The sequence below is a fragment of the Leptospira wolffii serovar Khorat str. Khorat-H2 genome, from assembly GCF_000306115.2.
In the GTDB taxonomy this organism is placed as follows: domain Bacteria; phylum Spirochaetota; class Leptospiria; order Leptospirales; family Leptospiraceae; genus Leptospira_B; species Leptospira_B wolffii.
Genome location: NZ_AKWX02000020.1, coordinates 872,840 through 893,943 on the forward strand (window position 1 = coordinate 872,840; position 21,104 = coordinate 893,943).

Here is a 21,104-nt window from a genome sequence, read left to right on the forward strand (position 1 = left end):
AATGAAAATCCATGTTGCTTTTGCGGGAATTTTTCTCAATCTGACTCTGTGAGAAAAGAAACGAAACGTAGGATTCTCGTTACTTCGGCTTTGCCGTACGCGAATGGTCCCATCCATCTGGGACACGTTCTGGAAGCCATCCAAACGGATATTTATGTTCGTTACCAAAAATCCATCGGTAACGAATGCTATTTCTTTTGTGCCGACGATACTCACGGCACTCCCATTATGCTTGCCGCCAGAAAAGAAGGGATCAGTCCCGAGCAGCTAATCGATCGGGTAAGAACCGAACATTATAGGGACCTGTCCGGCTTTCTTGTCGAATACGATAATTATTATACTACTAATTCCGAGGAAAATCGAGTTCTTTCCGAGGAAATCTATCTTTCCTTAAAGGGAAAAGGACACATCGCAGAAAGGGAAATCGAACAGGCTTATTGCGATACCGATAAGATGTTCCTTCCCGATCGTTTTATTAAGGGAACCTGTCCTAATTGCGGCACTCCCGATCAGTACGGAGATAGCTGTGAAAATTGCGGCGCTACATATTCTCCCAAAGATCTGAAGGATTCCCATTGCGCATTATGTGGCACACCTCCCGTTAGTCGAAATTCAAAGCATATCTTCTTTAAACTGGGAGACTTCGAAAAATATCTTTCAGGCTGGGTGGAGTCCGACGGTCATGTGGCCGAAGGAGTCAAGAAGAAGCTGAAAGAATGGTTCCAATCCGGACTACAGGACTGGGACATATCCCGAGACGGGCCTTATTTCGGATTCAAGATCCCCGGAGAAGTCGAGAAATATTTCTATGTATGGTTGGACGCACCTATCGGATACATGGCTTCCAGTTTGAATTTCTTCCGAGGAGATCGGAAAAAATTCGATTCTTTCTGGAAGGATCCTTCTGCGGAGATTTCGCATTTTATCGGAAAGGATATCTTATATTTCCATACTCTATTCTGGCCTGCGACGCTGGAAGGAAGCGGGTATAGGTCTCCTTCCCAGGTACATGTCCACGGTTTCATTACCGTCAACGGGGAGAAGATGTCCAAGTCCCGAGGCACATTCATACGGGCCGAAGGCTATCTCAAGCATCTAGATCCGGAACATCTGCGCTTCTATCTATCCGGAAAACTAGGGGCCGGCATGGACGATCTGGATCTTTCCTTCGACGATTATACCGCCAAAGTGAACTCCGATCTGGTCGGAAATTTCGTGAATCTGGTTTCTAGAGTCTCCACTTCCATCCTGGACAAATTGGATCGTAAATTAGGAAAATTGAATCCGGAAGGAAAGAAGATTTTAGACGAATTGAGATCCGCCGAGCCTAAAATACGAGAATGGTACGAGGCGCGAAATTATACCCGCGTGATGAAGGAATGTTCCCGTTTAGGGGATATTGCCAATAAGTACGTAAACGATTTGGCTCCTTGGATCCAAATCAAGACGGACGCGGAGGCGGCTAGAGAAACCGTAACCGTCGCATTGAATGCGGCAAGGATTCTTGCCATTTATCTTTCTCCTGTGGTTCCCAAGGCCGCGGAAAAAATTTATCATCTATTAGGAAAGAAGAATAAACCTTCCTTCGAGGATCTAAGCGAGGATCTGGAGTCTATCTCCGTTTCTCCTTATGAAATGATCACCAAGCGAGTGGAAGAAAAGGCGATTCAAACCATGTTGGAAGAAAACGTAACGCAAGAAACCAAGCCCTCCGCTCCTCCGGCGACCAAGACCGAAGGTGTGGCCAATATATCCGAAATTTCCATCGAGGATCTCTCTAAGGTGGATCTGAGAGTAGGTAAAATCCTAGAGGCCGGCCCGGTCGAAGGTGCGGACAAGTTGGTTCAGGTAAAATTGGATCTGGGAGCTTTAGGAACCAAAAACGTATTCGCCGGCATAAAAGCAGCGTACAAACCCGAGGATTTGACCGGTCTAAAAATCGTAGCAGTAGCGAACCTGAAACCTAGAAAAATGAAGTTCGGACTTTCCGAGGCCATGCTGTTGGCTTCCGGTGAAGGAGACACTCTCAGCTTATTTGTTCCTCATCGCAATGCGGAGCCGGGGGATAAGCTGAAATAAGACAGGACCTCTTGTCGGATCGGACAGAATAGATTATGCCTCTAGAATTAGACATATCTTATAGCTTCCAAAGGCTTTTGGAAAAAAGCAGGTCCGTCTCCGGCAGATTGGTATCCAGACAACTTACGTTCATTGTGGATTCTTTTCTGAGAAGCCGATTCGAAAAGGCTTCCGGGATTTTAAAAAAAGGGGAAGAAGTGGCGCTCATCGCTCTCGGCGGCTATGGGCGGATGGAAATGGCTCCCCATTCCGACGTAGATATATTATATCTACATAATGGTGTTCCCGACGCCAAGCTTTCTCAGATTATCTCCTCGATAAACACCTACTTATACGACTCCGGGAAAGAAGTAGGCCATACTTGCCGAACGATCAAGGAGTCTTTCCGCTATCTGGACGATATGTCCAGTTATCACGCGATCCTGGATAGCAGGTTCCTGACAGGATCCAAAGAGCTTTTTCACAAATACCGGATCGAATTCTTGGAGAAGCTTCCGGTTAAATTTTCCGCCAGATACAACGAGGCCAAAGAAATCCAATTGTCCCAAAGATTCTTACGGGAAGATCGTCCGATTCTACTTTCCGAGCCGAATCTCAAAACGGATTTATGCGGCTTGAGGGATATCCAACATTTATATTGGAGAGAGAAATCCCTGAATCCCATTCTTTCTCTGAGCGGTCTCGCCTTATTGCCAGTATTTCAGAGAGGAGAGATCCAATTATTAGAAGAAGCTTACGATTTCCTTCTTAGAGTTCGGATCGCCTTGCATGTTTTGAGCGGGAGAAAAAACGATCGCTTGGATCTGAATCTACAACCGGAAGTTGCGGAGTATCTGGGCTTCGGAAGTAAGGATGAGCTCCAGACCGTGGAGAAGTTCATGAACATCCTCTACAGTCACCAAAAAAACGTTTTCTTTATCATTCGATTGTACCTGGATTCCGTATTGGAACGAGCCAAGTCAGGAGAGGCGCTGAGTTTTTCCTACGAAGGGCTGCCTTTTATGCGCGTAGGAAATTCGGTATTTCCTCCTGAAGAAGGGAATCTATTCGCGAATCCTCATACATTATATAAGGATATTTTACTCACTTTCCGGATGATACAGGAGACCGGGTTTCTGATCTCCGGAACTTTGCTCGGGGAGATTCGTTTCGCATCCCATTTCTTGGACGACGATTTCAGATACTCGGCAGAAGTGAACGGAGAGTTCCTGAATATTCTTAGAAACCCCAAGGATAGGGGAAGAATATTAAAAATAATGCATGAATGCCAGGTTTTGGGCGCATTGGTTCCGGAGTTCGGGGCCTGTACGAACTTTCCCCTATTCAGTTATCACCACGAATTTACGGTGGACGAGCATACTCTTCTCATTTTGCACGAGCTCGATCGTTTGGACCAAGGAGAATTCGAAGACAGGGAGATACTGGAAGTCTACCGAGAATGTTCCAAGACGGAGATACTCGCTTTGGCGATTCTTTTGCATGACGCGGGAAAAGTGAAAGAAGGCGATCATTCCGAGTACGGAGCGGAACTGGCAGTGTCCGTAGGAGATCGTCTCGGACTATCCGAGGAAGATACGGATCTATTCCGGTTTCTCGTGGAGAAGCATATTCTGATGTCGGAACTTTCCTCTAAGAGGGATATTTCGGATAAGATACTTATCCGAAATTTTGCAAGGACGGTCGCTTCTCCCGAGAGATTGAAGTTGCTTTATATTCTTACCGTAATCGATACCAAGTCCGTGGGAAGCAACGTTCTTACAAATTGGAAGAAGGCGATATTAAACGTTCTTTATAAGAATACGATAGATTTTTTCCGGAGCAAGCCGATAGAGGAATCGATAACGGTAGAAGAAGAGAGAATCGCCCTTTCCAAGGATCTGGTTTCTTATTTGACGGAAAAAGAAGGACAGGATCCTAAGATGGCCAAGACAATCGCGGCTTTCGCTTATTCCGCTATTCCGCAGAGTTTTCTTAAATCCGTCTCCAATCGAAAGATATTAAAATACTTTAAAGCTATTGCTTCTCTTAGTCAGAACGAATCCGAGGACCTCTTCTTCGATACTGAGCAGGATCCTGCGTTCTTTACTGTGGAGGCGGTAAGTAGGAACCTTCCCGAAATCCTATTGGATCTTTGTTGCTCCGTTTCTTCCGAGGGTTTGAATCTTGTGGGTATGCAAAGTTACGGATACGGAGATTTCCAAATTCATATACTCCAAGTGACTGATTCCCAAGGGAGCGGTAATATCTCTCCGGATAAACTTTCTCGAATGGAAGGTAAGTTGAGGCTGATGGCCAAAGGGAGATTGCAAAGGGATAGTATCGCCTTCGAAAGAACCGAATGGAATCCACGTAAGACGATACCCGAGAGCATCGTCAATCGCTCCGTAAAATTCACCAACGAGGACGGTCCGGATACTACGATTATGGAGGTCCGGATGCCGGATATGGTCGGGCTCGTTTATCGTATTTTAAGGAAAGTTTTCGAATACGGTTTAAAAGTTTCTTATTTAAAAGTTTCCACTTCGGCGGATTACGCCTATGATTCATTTTATTTACAGACTAAAGACGGAGAACAGGTCAAGGATCCCGAATTATTACGTAATTTAGAGACCAGGATCTTGGAAATCCAAGCCATGGAAAGGATGACAGGGGAACTCGTCTTTTAAAAATGGTCCAGGTATGGATTCAGATACCCGTTCCGTCGCCGTTTCCAGCCGGAAAAAAGATCTAAAATCTTCGGCGAGACCGATTCAGAAGCCAAGTCCAACCCGACGTACGAAAAAAATCGAGGCGGACTGGTGGAAAAACGCAGTCGTTTATCAGATTTATCCCAGAAGCTTTAGGGATGCCAACGGGGACGGGATCGGAGATCTGGAAGGAATCATCCAGAAGCTGGATTATCTGAACGACGGGACTCAGAATTCCCTGGGGATAGACGCGATTTGGTTATCTCCCATCTATCCTTCTCCGATGTTCGATTTCGGATACGATATTTCCGATTACGAGGATATCGATCCGGTATTCGGAAACATCGAAACTTTCAAACGTTTATTAAAAGAAGCTCATAAAAGAAAGATCCGTATCATTATGGATCTGGTAGCGAATCATACTTCCCATCTGCATCCTTGGTTCGTGGAGTCCCGGTCCTCCAAAGACAATCCTAAACGGGACTGGTATATCTGGAAGGATCCGGTTAACGGAGGTCCGCCCAATAATTGGATGGGTACTTTCGGGGGAAGAGCCTGGACCTACGATAAGGAAACCGAGCAATATTATTATCATTCCTTTCTTTCCGAACAGCCGGACCTGAATTGGAGAAATCCCGAGGTCAAGAAGGCTATTTTCCAAATGGTCAAGAATTGGCTGGATATGGGTGTGGACGGTTTCCGTTTGGACGTGGTAAATCTATTCGTTAAGGACGGAGAATTTAGAAGCAATCCTAGAAAGAGATGGTTGGCTCGTCCTTTCGACCGCCAGAATCACATCTACGATCGTAATCGTCCCGAACTTCATGATATTCTAAAGGACTTGAGAAAGCTTTTGGATTCCTACGGCGATCGAATGTCAGTGGGAGAAGTCATGATGGAACCTCCCGGCACGAGCGCGCTCCCTGCATCCTATTATGGTGCGAAAGGAGACGAACTGCATCTCGCTTTCAATTTCGCATTTTTCTATACTCCTTGGAGAGCGGAAAAATTCCGGGATGTTGTGAAAGAATGGGAGAAATGCCTGAGAGATAAGGGCTGGCCCAATTACACATTAAGCAATCACGATTTTCAAAGACATATCACCCGTTATTCTAAAGGTAGAGAAACGATCCATCGAGCGAAGATCGCCGCGATGATGCTCTTAACCCTGAGAGGAACTCCTTTCCTTTATTATGGAGAGGAAATCGGTATGATGGACGAAAGAGTCCCTAAGAATCGGATCCAGGATCCCGTCGGGAAACGTTATTGGCCCGTGTATCCTAGCCGAGATAATTGTAGACTTCCTATGTGCTGGTCGGCTCAGGCCAACGGCGGCTTTAGCTCTGCGGATCCTTGGTTGCCCGTATTTTCCCGTTTCGAGAATATCAACGTGGAAAGCGAATCCCGTTCCATAGATAGTCTTCTCAATTTTTATAAAAAGTTAATATGGATCCGAAAGGGAAACGACGTACTCAAGAAGGGAACCTTGGCTCTAGATTACGATTCTCCTCCGGGAGTGTTGCAATACACCCGCGAGTACGAGAAGAAGAAATGTCTGATTATTCTCAATTTCGAGAACGAACCTAAGAAGATTGTAGCGAATGCGAATCGTACCGCCCAGGTCCTGATTTCCACACATAGAAAGCCTGAAAAGATGGAAATCCCCGTAGTGTTCGAAATCGCTCCTTACGAGGGAATGGTTCTCGAATACTGATTCGGGACGATTCCTATTATCGAGCTTCGTTCGGTTCCTTGGGAAGCAAAACAAACGTCGTTCGATTCGAACGACTCCGTTCTTCGATCGGAAAAAATAGTCGCAGTTCGAATCCTTCGGCTTAATATAGTTTCATAAGAAGTATTCTTCTTTTAGGAACTGATATGAATCATCCATTACGATTGGCCGAGAATCCCGGTCTGGCCTCATACGACGTAAGCGATTATAAAGGGAATCGCGGTAAGAATTTCTACGATGAAGATAGAATCCTGCAGAGAATCGTGGATCGATACTCTGCGGATTACGATCCTTCCCATAAAAAAGCCATGGTCGAGCACCTTCAAGGCTACGGGCATCTAGTGGGAGGTACCTTGGACGAGTTGACCGAGGCCTGCCATAAGGAAGGCAAATACGGGGAAGTCGTAAAATACGACCGGACCGGAAATCGGATAGACGAGATCGTTTATTCCACCGAACAGAAACTCTCCAGAAAGATTTCCTACGATTACGGAATCGTAAATTTAGATTTTCATGATGAATGGAAGCATCCTTTTACCGATCTGCACAGACAGGCCTTGACTTATCTTGCCAACCAAAACGGAGAGGGCGGCGTTACCTGTCCTTTGGCGATGACCGAAGGAATGATCCGGGTTTTACAAGGAATCGGGACGGAAGAACAGAAGAAAAAATATCTCCCTCTCGTAGCAGGTAAGGGTTCCCATTCGCATTTTATGGCGGGCCAATATGTGACGGAAAGAGTGGGCGGAAGTAACGTTGGTGCCAATCGAACCGTAGCAAGAAAAGGCGAGGACGGGAAATGGATCCTAAACGGAGAAAAATGGTTTTGCTCCAATCCGGGGGATCTTTGGGTCACTACCGCTAAGGTGGAGGATACGGAGACCATAGGACTCTTTTTGGTTCCTAGAATCAAGGACGACGGTACTCTGAACGGCCATCATATATTAAGAAAAAAAGATATTATCGGTTCTAAGGGAAAACTTACCGTGGAAATCGTCTATGAGGACTTGGAAGCGGAGGCCTTGGGCAGACCCGCTCACGGGATCGCCAATTTGATTCGTTATGTGATCCGAACTTCTAGGGTTCACGTGGGACTAGCTGCAGCGGGTATGTCTCGCAGGGCCTTTATGGAAGCCAGGGAATATTCCCGGTTTAGAACCGCTTACGGAAAGAAGATCCAGGATTTTGCCGCTTACTCCAGAGAATTGGCCGAGATGCGGATCCTATACGCAGCTGTGGTCATGCCGATTTTCAGAGGCATCCATTGGGCGGAAAAGGGGATTCTTGCGGAACAGATTTCCACTCCTCTAATGAAGTATAAATCTTCCTCACTTTCTTCCCAGATCACTCATAGGGCGATCATGGCGTTAGGAGGTTCGGGAATCATCGGAGATTATACCTGCCTTCCTAGACTCCATAACGATTGTATCATCAATGAAACCTGGGAAGGAACCCATTTGATCATAACCGATCATGCCTTGGGCGCCATGAACCGTGCCAAGATTCGCGACTCTTATGTGAGCGAGTTGGGAAGAATTTTCCAAGCCGCATCGGAATACCGGGAACTCAAGGATTCCGCGAAATTAGGGGCGGATCTTCTCGCAGAATGGAATCGGAACATAGAAGAAAAGCCTAGGGAGTGGAAGGAAACTTACCGCGTGGATCTATCCGATCAGGCTTACGGCGCTTTGGCCCTTGCGGAATTTTTGGAGCAGTCCGTTCACGATCGTAAAGCCGGGAAGAAAAGATCCAAATTCGATTCCTTCGCCAAGGGTCTGGGAGCTTTTCTATTCCGTTCTTTGCCGAATGCTAAAGGGGATTACGAAGCCTTCCGTCTTTCTCAGGAAGAAGTGGACGAGATAGTAAATTGGTAAATCGATTTATAGGAATCGGATTCTAGGATTCGATTCCTATTTCCGCAATCGCGGCAGCGATATGTAGGGTGCGAAGCAGTCGGAACGACCGAAGCGTGAGCGGAGCCCGTAGTAGCGCGACCCGAGAGAATCTCGGGGGCCGCCCGAAAGAAAAAATTTCCGATAAAGAATATTTTCAAGTCCGGGATTCAGGATCCCGGACCGGAAGCTTTTTGGTTTAAGCTAATTTAGGAGCAAACACCTTTTCCATCTGAGCTTGCGGAATTGCGCCTACGACTTTCTCGGCGATCTGTCCGCCCTTGAAAAGCACAAGTGTAGGAATCGATTGGACTCCGTATTGTTGCGCCAATTCGGGTTTCTCGTCGATATTGACTTTTACGACGGTGACTTCGCCCTTATGAGCCTGTGCGAATTTTTCCAGCTCCGGGGCTACCATTTTGCAGGGACCGCACCATTCGGCCCAGAAATCCACTAGGATGGGTTTGTCATGAGTTTTGAGTAGGTCGTTAAAAGAACCAGGCATTGTGTTTTCCATACGAAGATTAGACTCGTTCTAAATCGACATGGACAATTCGTTTTCGATTTCAGTCCCTTTTTTTTGCCCCAATCCGAGGTGTTTTTGGCAGGAAATCGGATCAAGAATACGGGCGTTAGGAATCGGGCCCTTCGTAGGGTTAAAGTAATATATTCTTAATTTTGAATATACTTGCGATTATTACACGAAATGAGAAACCTGCGCCAACCATGGTATATAAAAAACTTATTTTCAGAGTTTGTCGATATTTAGGAATCCTACCGATCTTACTTTTGTCTGGACTTTCCGCCCAGGGACTTTCTCCAGACGCGACCGGGGTTTCCTCGGATCGGGACAGGACCCAAAACGCACCGATCCAAGAAGAGAAGAAGAAGTGGCCTTTCCACTCTTCGAACGATTCCTCGGGCTCAAAGAAGCCGGAGTATTTTTCCATTTATCCGGGAGTGAACGCGGAATTGGTTACCGTGGATATCACAGGTAACGGACATAACGCGACGATGACCAGAAAGGATCCGGCTAACGTTTCTTGGATGCTGGACCTTAAGTCCAAGGAGATCCAGCTCTCCCAATGGATGGGGATTCATTTTCTCATTCATAATTCCGAATTTTATCTGAACAATCAATTCGTCGAACCTCCTGTACAGTCCCAGAGCGGTTCCTCGGAAGGATCCGATTCCGGAAATAGCGGTGCATCCAAGCAGGACGTGGGAACCAGAATGAGGGGACAATATTCTATGTTTATTCCGATCCTATATTTCGGGAAGGATGAACCGGATTCTTTTCGCTTGGGAATCGGAGCGGGGCCTGCAAACGTAAGATTGACCGGGTCGGTGGATTTCATGGATCCTGGGCTAAGTCTTGCCTCCGTCGCCACCATGAGAACGGCTTCTAGGGCGGAATTTTTGGATAATATCTCGGCAATCCAATTCTTGAACGGAAACGTAAACTTCTCGAACGGGGATCCGATCATAAATTACCTTCTCGCGAATCTGAGCCAGGGAAACAATTTGGAACTCCTGGGGGCCTACTACGCCTACAAAGGATTATTGAGTGCGGATCCGTTATATTTATTGCTGGGAAATCAGGCCCAATACACTCCTTTAGAGCTTGCCACCATTAGCAGCCTGGCCCGGTCTCAGGTCAATGTCAGCGTTAAGAATGCGTTTTCGTTCATGATTTACTTCGAGACGGGTAAGATCGGACCTATGAAATTCCGATTGGCCTTCGGCGGGCCTTTGTTTAAGGAAAACGGATATACCTACGAATTTAGAACGTTTCAGTTATCCGCTTTTATGCCGATCGAATTTTAAAGAATTCGAATATTATCCCAAAAGGTTCTTTAAGGCAGTTTCCAGATTCGGGTAGCGAAATTTATAACCCATTTCCAGAAGTCTCTTGGGAACGACCCTTTGCCCGTGAGTGGCCACCATAGCTCCTTCTCCGAAGGCCAAGGAAAGAGCGAAGGAGGGAATTCTGGTGAATGCGGGACGGCCCAATACCTTGCCTAAAACTTTGCTGAATTGATCGTTGGATAACGGTTCGGGAGAAACTATATTATACGCTCCTCTAGACTCTTCTCTTTTGAGTAGGAAGAGTATGGAGGAAAGTTGGTCCTCAATATGCACCCAGGAGAGTATTTGGTTTCCGGAACCGATCGGTCCTCCCGCAAAAAGTCGAAACGCCGGAAGCATCGCCGCTAAGGCCCCGCCTTCCGTAGTCAGGACCACTCCGGTTCTGAGTAGAACGGTTCTGATCCCGGCTTTTTCGGCTTCGAGAGCTTCCTCTTCCCAGGATCTACAAAGTTCGCCTAACTCGTCTTCGGCGGCAGGGCTATCCTCGTCGAAGGGAGGAGTCGCAGTTTCGAAAGATCCGTAGATTCCGATTGCGGATGCGTTAAAAAGAGCCTTGGGACCGAATTCTCCCAGGGAGGAAAGTCTTCCTACAAGATCCCGGGTAAAATCGACCCTAGAACTTCTGATCCTTTGTTTGTATTCGGGAGTCCATCGCACTCCTGCAATGGGCTCTCCCGCTAGATTGATAAGAACGTCCACATTTTCGAGGTCGGCTCGGGTGGGTAGGGATCCGATACGCACATCCCATTCCGATATTCTTTGGAGTCTTTGAGGCAATTTTCCGCTACGACTGAAAAGTCTGACTTTATATCCTTCCGCTTTTAAACGAATGGCCAACATGGATCCTATGAGCCCGGTTCCGCCTGTGATTCCGATGAGCATTTATACTCGCTCCTTGCCGGTTGTTCCGAAAAGAATTAAAAACTTTTTGCCTAAGTCTCTTAGGGATCATGATCCAAGATCGGTTTCCATTCGACAAGAAGAAAGGAAATCAGAGTTGATTCTTCGCAAGGAAATCGGGACATTGAGTGGAGTGGAAATCCAAAAGTCTAACGCAGTTCCTAAAATTCTGGCCGTAATCTTCGTCGCCGGACTGATTCTTTCCAATTATTACCTAATCGTTACTTCGGATTCCAAATTGGAATTCTATCGATCCGAGCCTCCATTTTTACGTTTCGATTTCACGGACTCCTATCTGGAGGACAGATCCTCCCAGGCTCCTTATATCGCCGACGGAAACCTTTCCACGGAATGGAAAAAATTAAGACCGTCGTCGAGAGAATGGGATTTCGATGCCGAATTGAGACTTTCTCATCGATTGAAAGAGGGGGTTTATCAACCGACTCCTTGGAAAAGGATTCGAGTGATCGCATGCTCCCAATCCGCGCCTCCTTTATCTTTGCGAGTATTGGAGAGAGAAGCCATCAACGTGGATAAGGAGTCCCGCTTACCCGACGATACGGAATACCGAAGCGCCGTTCTGGATTTTTCCCGATCCGGCGAGGCGGAGATTCTTTTGCAGAAACAATTCTCACAGGTTCCTAAGTCGGAATATCCGAAAGGGATCGTGATTTGGGCGGTCCAAGGCAGTTTTTCCAAGATCGGAAAGGAATCCTGTATTAAGGATATAGAAATTTCGGAAGAATAAACTATTTGGAAAGAATATAAGAAATGGAATTTAAAGCAGAGAATCGAAAAGATCTCCCCGAGTATTCCTCCGGAAAATTGGAAAGCGTACTAATCCTAGTTTCCGTTTTCGTACTTTGTTTATCCGTACTGCCTTTTACTATTTCCCGTTTTCTTGCACCTACGATTCTATTCCCTTTCGTTTTTTTGGGGCTTTTCCTAAGATTTAAGGCCTTGCTTTATCTTACATTTCCTCTTCTGGTTCTGACTCTCTTATCCAGTTTTCCTTATGCGCAAAGATTATGGCCTTTAGGGGCCGGAGTCGCTTTAATCTTCTATTTTCTATCTTGGAAGTCCGTGAGAAAATCCGGATTGGCTAGATGGTTTCGACGAGGAAAGGTTTCCAAGTTCGAATGGCTTTCCGGATTCGGATTCATATTATCCGCATCCGTCGCGTTGCTTTTATGGTTCTATTTTTGGAACGATGATTTGGAGGATCTAAGAAGAAGATTTCCAGCAGGCGATTTATGGGTACTGCTGGGAGCGGCAATCGGCTTCTCCGTCATCAATGCGATCGTGGAAGAATTCCTGTTTCGAGGAATCATAATGGAAAGTCTGGAAACGATCTGGAAGAACGGGGCCTGGCCTCTTTGTATCCAAGCCATTGCGTTCGGCGCCATGCATCTAAACGGATTCCCTAGAGGTTGGTCCGGAATGGGATTGGCCGCAATCTACGGTCTCATGACGGGCCTCCTTAGGATTCGGACCGGAGGGATTTTATTTCCCGTATCCGTTCATTTCTTCGCCGATTTAACCATAGCGATGATCCTTCTTTTCTCGGTGCGTTAAATTTCTTCAGTCCCAAACGAATAGGAGTCGGATCCCTTTTCCTATCGCCCAGAAAACATATCCTAAGGGACCTAAGGTCTTTTTCTTTTCGATGCGGACTTGGACGGTCGAATATTTGGCCAAATGACTAAGACTTTCTATTTTACCCTTATAACTTTCGATTTCAGTATTCAATCTTTCTAATTCTCTTTCGACCTTCAATGTCGCTTCCACGTTCTCCGCTTTCTTTAAAAGCTCCAGATACCTGTCTCGCGCTTTGGTCTTGTTTTCCAAACGGATCTTGGTATCGGTGAATTCTTCGGTTACGTCCTTGCCGGATACTTCCTTGTCCGTTACTTCTCCCAGGGTTTCGATATCGGATATCGCCTTTTGGAAATACTTAGATAATACCCTGATTTTGGTATATCGATTGCCGGAAACCACCGTATAGCCTTCGTATTTTCCAGCTAAATCCGCGATCGCTTTGGACACCGTTTCCGGATCTTTGGTTTCCAATTCCAATCTGGCATCGTAGACGATGATTCTAGGTTCCGAATTTTTCCCGTCGTCGGTCGTCGACGCTTCTTTGAAAGAAGCGGCTCTATCATAGTTTGCCGTGGACGCGCAACCTAAGAAGAATAGGATAAATAAGGTAGAAATACGGAAATGCATATCGGAAAGAATTCTCTGTTTTCCGAATTTGTGCAAGAAATTTCAGGCTTCGCCCTGGGAAGAGGTATTGATTCGGAGCGGATAAGCGAGATCGAAATTCGTTTAGCTTTTCGTCGGAGGCAAAATATATGAGAACAATCATGCTGCTTTTTCTATTTCTTGTTAGGTTCCCGGATCTATTGCGTATACAATGCGTCCGAATATAGGACGGGAATATGACCAAATACGAAGATCTAGGCAAAGAAACCGTGCGAGAGTTGTTGAACGCGAATTGGATGACACATGACGCATTATGGTTCGCCAATTGCATTCAGGAATTCGGTATCGAGAAAGCGAATCTAGTCAATAAAGCGTCCGTTCGCATGATGGCGAAGGCGGAAGCGAAGCGTCTTCGTAGGGCGTTGCAAGTGCGTAAGGTACGGACATTCCAAGAATTGGAGGAATTTATCGATACAGGGTTTCGAGTCATTCGCGGGAATTTCATGGATTTCGAAATTCTCTTTGAACGTCCGTCCACGATAATATGGAAAGTTCCCAGATGCTTTGCCTACGAAGGAGTGAAAAGGCTCGGATATATCGAAAGCTATCACTGCGGTATTGTGGATCGCATGGCCGGTTGGCTAGACGAGTTAGGTATTTCCTATGAAATTGATCCCGTTTTCGGCGGGTGTTTGAAGCATACGGTAGGGCGTTGCGAGATGAGATTTTCTGTGAAATTTCCAAATGGTTAAAAAGTGGAAAAGTGGGGTGAACGACGGGGCTCGCCGTTACGCAGTCTCACTTCGTGTTCGACTGAGCTCCACGGCGTCTTTTGCACTCGCTTCGCCATCCTTGGCTCGCGGCGCATTTGCGACGCTCCCTATGGGTCGCTGCAAATGCTTACGTGCAAAAGCTTCGAGCCCCTCTGCTTTGTCGGGTTATTTGAATTGTTTTGTGATTTAAAGTGGAAAAGTGGGGTGAACGACGGGGCTCGAACCCGCGACAGCCAGAACCACAATCTGGAGCTCTACCAACTGAGCTACGCTCACCATGTTTGGTGACCCGAGAGGGATTCGAACCCCCGACCCACTGCTTAGAAGGCAGTTGCTCTATCCAACTGAGCTACCGAGTCTTTGAGAAAGAGGGATTCGGGATGACTGGATTTGAACCAGCGACCCTCTGTACCCAAAACAGATGCGCTACCACTGCGCTACATCCCGGATCGAAGTCCATAATTTCGCAGAAGGGCGAGGTGTCAAGTCGCTTGTGGATTGCTCGGAGAGAGATTTTTTAGGTGCTCTAAGATAATGTCCTCGGACGGGGCTTTCAGGAGAGCTTTTTCGAAGGCTTTTCTCGCTTCTTCTTTCTTGCCCAATTTGGATAAAAGGACTCCGAAAGAGTCCAGATAGGCGGCATTTTCCGGTTCCAATTGTAAGGCCAGCTTCAGGTTCTCCATTGCCGTCTTTAATTCTTCCGGTCCTGGCTCCTTGCCCTCCAGTAGAAGGTAAGCGACCGAATTTAGGCTGTTTTTATGCTCCGGACGAAGTCTCAGAATTCTCAAATGAGTTTCGATAGCTCCCTTTGTGTCCCCGGATTTTTCCAGAGCCGAGGCCTTGAGGGAAAGAAGCACTATATCGTCCAACGATAGCTTTAATCTTTCGTCCGCTTTTTGAATCGCTTCCTTGTGATTTCCGGTTTTAATCATGGAATAGATCATCATCCGAAACACATTATCTCTCTCCGAGAATTTTGGGAAGGTCTCCAGTAATTCCTGTAGTATGGAAACGCATTTTTTATGATTCCCGGTCCGGGAGCAGCATATCGCAAAATTATAAAGTAGCTCCGGATCCTTTCCCTTTTCGGTCATTTCCCTATCGATCAATGTGAGCGCGAAGGTATAATTTTCCTTTAGGATCTCGGTGAATATTCTTCTCTTTGGGGGAACTGTTCGGGAGGTCTTCTTATCCATTCTTATACTCTGATTTCGAGCGGATTTTTTTTCGGAAATTCTCCAATTCTGGCTCGTAAGTCTGGTTTAATCCCAAAGGAGTGAGCGCTACTTTTCCTCGGAAAAACGTATCGAAGTCCGTTCCGGGCTCTTCTACATGTCCTAATTCCGATCCTCCCAGATAGAAATCGGAGATCCCGCCTATGATCGGATTGGAATGATAGGTGTCGACATAGGTCCTTTTACCTAGGCTTACCGTTTCGATGGAAGATAGATCTCTTTCGAATCGAAGAGGAATATTTATATTATAAACGGTTCCCGACTGAAAATGGTCCGACCAGGCATCCAATATTTCGGATACGAGTTCGGCCTCGGAAAGAAAATCATAGGTCTTATCCACGTTGCCGGAACTGATCGCCAAACTGATCCTATTATGAATCGCTCCGTGTCTTGCGGCTCCTACAGTTCCGGAATAATGGACATCATGTCCCATATTGACTCCCCGATTGATTCCCGAAAGCACCACGTCTATTTTAGGAAAGATATTTCCGTGGAGACCTATGTTCACGCAATCCACAGGATACCCGTCTACGATATAATGGTTCTCGTTTACCTTCTCCACTCGGAGAGAATCGTAGATGCTCAATGCCATCGATGTGGCGGATCTTTCCTTCAAAGGTGCGATCAAGAACGTATTATGTTTTTTGCCTAAAACTTTTTCTAGAGCCAGGATTCCGTTCGAAGTGATTCCGTCGTCGTTGGTGATGAGTATGTTCATGCGAAGAAAGTCCGATTCTTCTCCTTATTGGGAACTTGCGGCGAAGGAAATTCCCAGGGTAAAATACATCGCAGGAGGAAAGAAGAAAGTGATCACGAAAGTGGTGATATTGAAGGATAAGGCGTCTCTGAATTTTAAATCGTAGAGATACATCGTCGCTCGTATTACGATTATGAAGAATAATCCGTAGTGGATCAGATATAAGAGTAAAACGCCGACCTTTCCGCCTAAGCCCAGTAAGGAAAGAAAAATCGCCCAAGCCCCGTAAGTGATGAATACGGAAATACCTATCCGGACCGTATGGAAAAGCGATTTAGCGTTCGCTTTTCTGTCCTTTTTCTGAGCGAGTCCGTCGATGATATATGCCAATGGATATGGTAGAAGAGAGAAGAACCCCAAGAATAGAATGAAGCTGGAGATGAGAAGTCCGATGCTGCGACTACTGAAAGGAGGGGAAATCAGAATATTTCCCGCCGCTACGCTCAGAGATGCCAATAGCAATACAAATATCTTAGCGATCTTTAGAGGAGAATCTCCCCAGGACGCGAACGTACTCTCCAAACGGAACGGCTCGAATAATACCGCGTCCAAAAGATCGATGAGTCGAAAGAATAAGTCCTTTAACACGGTACTCACCAAGCCATCGCGTGCGGATAAAGGACGAGAACCGGAGATCTCTTCAATTCTTGTAGGAGAATTTTTTCCCCTCCGAAGAAGGCTCCCGTTTTAGCCTGCAATAATTGTAAGAAGCGATCGAACGGATCCGTTTCTTCTTCATAAAGAGGAAGGATACCGTCGTAATTGCAAAGCTTGGATAATTCCGCGAGAGCTTCTCTTCTTCCCCCGATATCGTCCACTAACTTGTTACGAAACGCTTCTTGTCCGGAATACACTCTACCTTCCGCTAGGGACTGTACGAATTTAACGGTTTGGTTTCTGCCCTTGGCAACATCCTCGATGAATTCCTCGTAAGTATCCGAGAGCATTTTTTGTATCATCGCATCCTCTTCGGGAGTATTGTCCCGGAAAAGGGAAAGGGAATCCTTGTATTTGCCTTCCTTAAACGTGCGAACCTTGATCCCGTAACGATCCAGGAGTCCTTTGATATTCGGAGCGATTGCGATCACTCCTATGGAACCGGTCAAGGTTCCGCCTAATGCGAAGATCTTATCCGCTCCGGCGGCGATATAATAACCTCCCGAGGCGGCAATATCCTTCATGGAGACTACTACTTTCTTGTTCTTCTCTTTTCGGAGATACATGATCTCCTGGTAGATTTCCTGCGAAGCTCCGACGGAACCTCCCGGCGAATTGATCTCGATAAGAATTCCGACGATATTGGAATCGTCTTCCAAGGCGCGAAGTTGTTTGAGGATCGTATTTGCACCCGCCGTTTCGAAGCTGGAATTTCCCGAGTGGATTTCCCCTTCGATTTTGATGAGTGCCGCCCCTAATCTTTCGGTTCCGAAACCGCCGCCGCCTTCCACTTTGGCGAGTTTCGAAGGGGAAATAGTGGAGGCCAAATTGATAAGGCCTATGAATAGGGAGAGAATAGTTACTACAAATGTGACTGCTAAGGCGATGCGATTTCGATCCACAGATAGATGGGAACTCGGTACGGATCCGTTGTCAATGAAATAGCGGGCTTTCGCATTTTAATGCCATCTAAACTAGAGCCCTAGGTTTGTTGGTTGGAAGAATTTTCTCCGGTCCAAAAGCAATTTCTTGCATCGGAATATATTTCCCGAGAAATTTTGGCTCCATGAAAATCGATAGGTTTTGGAGAATCGGCGGTTTGGCCTTCGGTTCATTCTTCTTGTTTCTTGTTTGTAAACCCGGAGAACCGCTTCGCAGCAATCGAATCAAGGAGGATAAATTATATCTCTCTCCCCAGGAGTTAGGAGCCATGCTCGGGATCCAGGTCTCCGGAAACGGACTCTATTACGGATATCGTCATATTCTTTGGAAAGACGAGAAGGAGATGAAGGACGGGGTATTCGAATTCTATCTGGAACAACGAAAAATAAAAAAGACTGAAATAACGGGGGAACACTATCGTTATGCGGGAACGTTTCGATACGATCGTTTGCAAGGAGATCTACTGATCGAATTTTTTCGGAACATAGAACTACAGGATTTCGAAAATTACTCGATCCGATTGCATTATCGGAACGGCGCCTGCGTCGGTGCGGGCTTTGCCGGAAGAATCGGCAAAAAGATGACATCCGATTACAAATTGGAAACGGACGATACCGGCCTTTGCAATCCAAAACGTCTCGCGGAATATGCCTATAGGAAATGGGATCGGGAAAGAGTGGGGCGAGAGCCTTAGGTTTTCGAAATCGATGTATCTACGGAAAACTCATCCATTTTGCGAATGTCAAGGGAAAATCGTTAAGATCCGGGATTGATTTTTGCCCATCCTATCCGCATAACCCAATTGAGATATGCGGATTCGAAAAAGGTCTTTGCCGAGTTCCGTTGCCTTTCTTTTAAATAGGGTGCATTGAATCGTTTTACGTTGACGCATACATATGTCTTTTTTAATGTTCTAAATGTGTAAAGTACATCAGGAGTATTTCGGTGCTAAAAAAATCATTTTATTGGCTCGTTGTTTTGGGAATTATTGCTAACTGTTCCGGTCTGGGGGAAATTAAGATTTCCCATGATAGCTTTAGGAATGCGCATATCGTGACGGTCAAGCTGGGAAACCGGTCTCAGGAAAAAGTTGCGACTTCCTTTCAGGTCGCAAGTTTCCTTCTTCCTACCTACAACGGAACTTTCGAGTTTTCTAGAGAAATCAAAGCGGGAAAACCCAATGCTTCGGAAATACAATTGTCCATTATCGCTTCAAATGATAATCCTTTGCTGACTGCAAAAGGCGCGGTTCGTATCGGAGAGAAATCCTTCGACCTTGCGGTAACCGACATTTCCGGAGAAACGGTTACGAACATGAAGGCTGAAGCGAAGGAAAACTCGATAACCGGAAAAACCAGCGTTTCCACGAGCACACAAAGCTATAAGGTCTTACGCGGTAAGATAGTTCTAAACAAAGAAATAGAGGATTTGATACTGAAATCGAATGATTTTACTTTAAGACTCTATTCCGGAAATTATCCGATCACTTTCGTTATCGTAGGTGACGATTTCCTGAAATTAAAGGAATTCCTGACTACAAAACCCGACCCGAATCAGATCTGATTCGTTTAACAGAGGACTCGAAATCTCGGGTCCTCCACCTCTTACGAGGGAGTTCCTACCTTTGTCAGGAGTGGACCAACCCGATTGGTTTAGGGAGTTGATGCAAAACTATTGGGAATGAATTTATTTTACAAATGGAAAGAAGGACAGTTCGCATCCATTTTTAATTCCTATAGGAACGAGAAGAATCCGAAGAGGAAACAACCGGAAAACGAATTATATCAATACGTATATTAATTGACTCCCTCCGTTTCCGGCTTATATCTTTTGCCATGAAAGCTATCAATCGGGAAGAATTTTTAAAATTAGCCCTTTCCTCCGGTCTTATACTCACCGTTCCTGAATTGTTATGGGCCTCCTCCGATTCGGATCGGGAACCTTATGAAAGAGAGGATGCCCTCGGCGAGAAAGCGTTATCCGAATCCTTGGCTCCTATTTTGAAAGCGATTCGGATAGGTATCAGTGCTCCGAACCCTCATAATACCCAAGCCTGGAAGTTTAAAATCTTAAACGACACTTCCGCACTTCTATATGTGGATGCGAGTCGATTACTAAAGGATACGGATCCTCCTGCACGACAAATTCATATTGGGCAGGGAACCTTTCTGGAAACGCTTTCTATCGGAACTTCCCGTCTCGGGCATACAGCGGCGATTTCTCTTTTTCCGGAAGGCAAATATTCCGCTGCCGACTTCGGTAAGAAGCCGGTTGCCAAAATAATATTACAAAAATCAAATTCTACGACATTGGATCCGCTTGCTGATTTCATTTCCGAAAGGAGGACGGTTCGCTCCCTCTATTCCGGCGATGACCTTAGCCAGGAGGATTTTCATAAGATAGTAACGGACGCAGGAGCCCGTTACTCGGAATTTAAATTCTTACCTAAAGAAGGATCCGAAAAATTAAGAAAGCAATTGGTATCCGCAATGGCTGTGGAGACTTACGCATATAAACAATACGAAGAAAGCCGGATCTGGTTTCGTTATAGCGACAAGGAAATCGCAGAATTCAAAGACGGAATTTCCATGAGAGGATTCGGGCTATCCGGCATCAAATACTGGTTCGCAAGTAAATTTATTTTAACTCCAGGCAAGGAAGTTTGGCATTCCGAAGAAAATCAGAAATCGGGACTGGATATCTTTGCCGATCAGATCGAAAGTTCCAAGGGATTTATCTATCTCAAAACTAAGAAGAATGAGATCATAGACTGGATCCAAGCGGGACGGGATTATGCGCGTTTGCATTTGGCGGCGGTCAAGAACGGATTCGCTCTGCATCCTCTGAGCCAAATTCTACAGGAATTTCCTGAGATGGATTCGTTGAGAAAGGAATTGGATGCGGACCAAAAAGTTCTCCCCGGCGAGAAAATCCAAATGTTGGTTCGTTTGGGCCGTAGCGATTATCGTTATTTCAGTCCGAGAAGAAACCTGGATCGATTTATCTTAGCGGATAAAAAGTGAAGATCTCGACCAAAAGGGTTTATGATCCTCCCGATTCCCAGGATGGAAAAAGGATCTTGGTGGATAGACTTTGGCCAAGGGGAATCAGTAAGGAAGCGGGCAAGATCGATCTTTGGCTAAAGGAGATTTCCCCTAGCGATTCTCTTCGTAAATGGTACAATCACGATATCGAGCATTGGGAAGAATTTAAGACTCGGTATTTTCGGGAGTTGGACTCTAATCCGGACGGCGTCGCCAAATTGAAATCGGCCTTGGATCGGGCAAAGATCACTTTCCTCTATTCTTCCAAGAATACGACTCATAATAATGCGGTCGCTCTTTTGGAATATCTTTCTGTCTGAAAATCCTATTTT

General features: G+C 45.9%; 18 protein-coding genes, 3 tRNA genes and 1 pseudogene. 12 read left to right on the forward strand and 10 right to left on the reverse strand.

Annotated elements, in window-relative coordinates:
• Positions 1-42 precede the first annotated feature (42 nt).
• From metG to LEP1GSC061_RS17325, 4 genes and pseudogenes are all read left to right on the forward strand, one after another.
• Positions 43-2,079: pseudogene (gene metG / locus LEP1GSC061_RS17310) on the forward strand (methionine--tRNA ligase); the annotation flags it as partial.
• Between the two features lie 35 nt (positions 2,080-2,114).
• Positions 2,115-4,745 carry a [protein-PII] uridylyltransferase family protein gene (locus tag LEP1GSC061_RS17315; protein WP_016546669.1) on the forward strand — a complete coding sequence of 877 codons (2,631 nt, stop codon included), beginning with the start codon at positions 2,115-2,117 and terminating at the stop codon, positions 4,743-4,745.
• A 13-nt stretch (positions 4,746-4,758) separates the two neighbouring features.
• On the forward strand, positions 4,759-6,480 hold the full coding sequence (locus LEP1GSC061_RS17320) for a glycoside hydrolase family 13 protein (protein ID WP_016546050.1): 1,722 nt from the start codon (positions 4,759-4,761) through the stop codon (positions 6,478-6,480).
• A 164-nt stretch (positions 6,481-6,644) separates the two neighbouring features.
• Complete coding sequence (locus LEP1GSC061_RS17325) at positions 6,645-8,372, forward strand: acyl-CoA dehydrogenase family protein (RefSeq protein WP_016546154.1); 1,728 nt, start codon at positions 6,645-6,647, stop codon at positions 8,370-8,372.
• A gap of 217 nt (positions 8,373-8,589) precedes the next feature.
• Here the strand turns inward: LEP1GSC061_RS17325 and trxA are convergent, their stop codons facing one another.
• The gene (gene trxA / locus LEP1GSC061_RS17330; protein WP_016546540.1) at positions 8,590-8,895 is read right to left on the reverse strand and encodes a thioredoxin; all 306 of its coding nucleotides are present in this window, start codon (positions 8,893-8,895) and stop codon (positions 8,590-8,592) included.
• A 284-nt stretch (positions 8,896-9,179) separates the two neighbouring features.
• On the opposite strand from trxA, the gene LEP1GSC061_RS17335 reads away from it, so the two are divergent.
• Entirely contained in the window at positions 9,180-10,217 is a 1,038-nt protein-coding gene (locus LEP1GSC061_RS17335) for a hypothetical protein (RefSeq protein ID WP_156844575.1), read from the forward strand.
• Between the two features lie 12 nt (positions 10,218-10,229).
• On the opposite strand, the gene LEP1GSC061_RS17340 is transcribed toward LEP1GSC061_RS17335, so the two are convergent.
• Positions 10,230-11,141 carry a TIGR01777 family oxidoreductase gene (locus LEP1GSC061_RS17340; protein ID WP_016546054.1) on the reverse strand — a complete coding sequence of 304 codons (912 nt, stop codon included), beginning with the start codon at positions 11,139-11,141 and terminating at the stop codon, positions 10,230-10,232.
• Positions 11,142-11,256: 115 nt separating this feature from the next.
• On the opposite strand from LEP1GSC061_RS17340, the gene LEP1GSC061_RS17345 reads away from it, so the two are divergent.
• Complete coding sequence (locus tag LEP1GSC061_RS17345) at positions 11,257-11,907, forward strand: hypothetical protein (RefSeq protein ID WP_016546562.1); 651 nt, start codon at positions 11,257-11,259, stop codon at positions 11,905-11,907.
• 23 nt (positions 11,908-11,930) lie between these two features.
• The gene (locus LEP1GSC061_RS17350) at positions 11,931-12,734 is read left to right on the forward strand and encodes a CPBP family intramembrane glutamic endopeptidase (protein ID WP_016546485.1); all 804 of its coding nucleotides are present in this window, start codon (positions 11,931-11,933) and stop codon (positions 12,732-12,734) included.
• Between the two features lie 6 nt (positions 12,735-12,740).
• Here the strand turns inward: LEP1GSC061_RS17350 and LEP1GSC061_RS17355 are convergent, their stop codons facing one another.
• Positions 12,741-13,385 carry a DUF4349 domain-containing protein gene (locus LEP1GSC061_RS17355; RefSeq protein WP_016546842.1) on the reverse strand — a complete coding sequence of 215 codons (645 nt, stop codon included), beginning with the start codon at positions 13,383-13,385 and terminating at the stop codon, positions 12,741-12,743.
• Positions 13,386-13,600: 215 nt separating this feature from the next.
• On the opposite strand from LEP1GSC061_RS17355, the gene LEP1GSC061_RS17360 reads away from it, so the two are divergent.
• On the forward strand, positions 13,601-14,116 hold the full coding sequence (locus LEP1GSC061_RS17360; protein WP_016546167.1) for a DUF6125 family protein: 516 nt from the start codon (positions 13,601-13,603) through the stop codon (positions 14,114-14,116).
• Positions 14,117-14,337: 221 nt separating this feature from the next.
• Here LEP1GSC061_RS17360 and LEP1GSC061_RS17365 read toward each other — a convergent pair.
• The 7 genes from LEP1GSC061_RS17365 to sppA all read right to left on the reverse strand — a co-directional run bounded on the left by LEP1GSC061_RS17365 (position 14,338) and on the right by sppA (position 17,688).
• A tRNA-His gene (locus LEP1GSC061_RS17365) sits at positions 14,338-14,413 on the reverse strand.
• 6 nt (positions 14,414-14,419) lie between these two features.
• Positions 14,420-14,496 (reverse strand) — tRNA-Arg (locus LEP1GSC061_RS17370).
• Positions 14,497-14,512: 16 nt separating this feature from the next.
• Positions 14,513-14,584: transfer RNA gene (locus LEP1GSC061_RS17375), tRNA-Pro, on the reverse strand.
• Between the two features lie 35 nt (positions 14,585-14,619).
• Entirely contained in the window at positions 14,620-15,333 is a 714-nt protein-coding gene (locus LEP1GSC061_RS17380; protein ID WP_016546356.1) for a tetratricopeptide repeat protein, read from the reverse strand.
• Positions 15,326-16,090, reverse strand: coding sequence for a 5'/3'-nucleotidase SurE (gene surE / locus LEP1GSC061_RS17385; RefSeq protein ID WP_016546201.1), 765 nt, complete (start codon positions 16,088-16,090; stop codon positions 15,326-15,328). Before surE ends, LEP1GSC061_RS17380 begins: the two co-directional genes overlap by 8 nt.
• 24 nt (positions 16,091-16,114) lie before the next feature.
• Positions 16,115-16,726: a hypothetical protein gene (locus tag LEP1GSC061_RS17390; protein WP_232218501.1), complete on the reverse strand. Its 612-nt coding sequence runs from the start codon at positions 16,724-16,726 to the stop codon at positions 16,115-16,117.
• Positions 16,723-17,688, reverse strand: coding sequence for a signal peptide peptidase SppA (sppA, locus tag LEP1GSC061_RS17395; RefSeq protein ID WP_016546527.1), 966 nt, complete (start codon positions 17,686-17,688; stop codon positions 16,723-16,725). The genes LEP1GSC061_RS17390 and sppA overlap by 4 nt, the downstream gene beginning before the upstream one ends.
• Positions 17,689-17,852: 164 nt before the next feature.
• Between sppA and LEP1GSC061_RS17400 the strand changes: the two genes are divergently transcribed.
• From LEP1GSC061_RS17400 to LEP1GSC061_RS17415, 4 genes are all read left to right on the forward strand, one after another.
• Complete coding sequence (locus LEP1GSC061_RS17400; RefSeq protein ID WP_016546833.1) at positions 17,853-18,422, forward strand: hypothetical protein; 570 nt, start codon at positions 17,853-17,855, stop codon at positions 18,420-18,422.
• A 251-nt stretch (positions 18,423-18,673) separates the two neighbouring features.
• Entirely contained in the window at positions 18,674-19,291 is a 618-nt protein-coding gene (locus tag LEP1GSC061_RS17405) for a hypothetical protein (protein WP_016546376.1), read from the forward strand.
• A gap of 272 nt (positions 19,292-19,563) precedes the next feature.
• On the forward strand, positions 19,564-20,751 hold the full coding sequence (locus LEP1GSC061_RS17410) for an Acg family FMN-binding oxidoreductase (RefSeq protein ID WP_016546576.1): 1,188 nt from the start codon (positions 19,564-19,566) through the stop codon (positions 20,749-20,751).
• On the forward strand, positions 20,748-21,092 hold the full coding sequence (locus LEP1GSC061_RS17415; protein WP_016546483.1) for a DUF488 domain-containing protein: 345 nt from the start codon (positions 20,748-20,750) through the stop codon (positions 21,090-21,092). Before LEP1GSC061_RS17410 ends, LEP1GSC061_RS17415 begins: the two co-directional genes overlap by 4 nt.
• The last annotated feature ends 12 nt before the right edge of the window (positions 21,093-21,104 follow it).

Bases quoted from the DNA above. Each gene is read 5' to 3' on its own strand.
- LEP1GSC061_RS17315 (WP_016546669.1), top strand. From the start codon at position 2,115: ATGCCTCTAGAATTAGACATATCTTATAGCTTCCAAAGGCTTTTGGAA.
- LEP1GSC061_RS17320 (WP_016546050.1), top strand. From the start codon at position 4,759: ATGGATTCAGATACCCGTTCCGTCGCCGTTTCCAGCCGGAAAAAAGAT.
- LEP1GSC061_RS17325 (WP_016546154.1), top strand. From the start codon at position 6,645: ATGAATCATCCATTACGATTGGCCGAGAATCCCGGTCTGGCCTCATAC.
- trxA (WP_016546540.1), bottom strand. From the start codon at position 8,895: ATGCCTGGTTCTTTTAACGACCTACTCAAAACTCATGACAAACCCATC.
- LEP1GSC061_RS17340 (WP_016546054.1), bottom strand. From the start codon at position 11,141: ATGCTCATCGGAATCACAGGCGGAACCGGGCTCATAGGATCCATGTTG.
- LEP1GSC061_RS17350 (WP_016546485.1), top strand. From the start codon at position 11,931: ATGGAATTTAAAGCAGAGAATCGAAAAGATCTCCCCGAGTATTCCTCC.
- LEP1GSC061_RS17355 (WP_016546842.1), bottom strand. From the start codon at position 13,385: ATGCATTTCCGTATTTCTACCTTATTTATCCTATTCTTCTTAGGTTGC.
- LEP1GSC061_RS17360 (WP_016546167.1), top strand. From the start codon at position 13,601: ATGACCAAATACGAAGATCTAGGCAAAGAAACCGTGCGAGAGTTGTTG.
- LEP1GSC061_RS17380 (WP_016546356.1), bottom strand. From the start codon at position 15,333: ATGGATAAGAAGACCTCCCGAACAGTTCCCCCAAAGAGAAGAATATTC.
- surE (WP_016546201.1), bottom strand. From the start codon at position 16,090: ATGAACATACTCATCACCAACGACGACGGAATCACTTCGAACGGAATC.
- LEP1GSC061_RS17400 (WP_016546833.1), top strand. From the start codon at position 17,853: ATGAAAATCGATAGGTTTTGGAGAATCGGCGGTTTGGCCTTCGGTTCA.
- LEP1GSC061_RS17410 (WP_016546576.1), top strand. From the start codon at position 19,564: ATGAAAGCTATCAATCGGGAAGAATTTTTAAAATTAGCCCTTTCCTCC.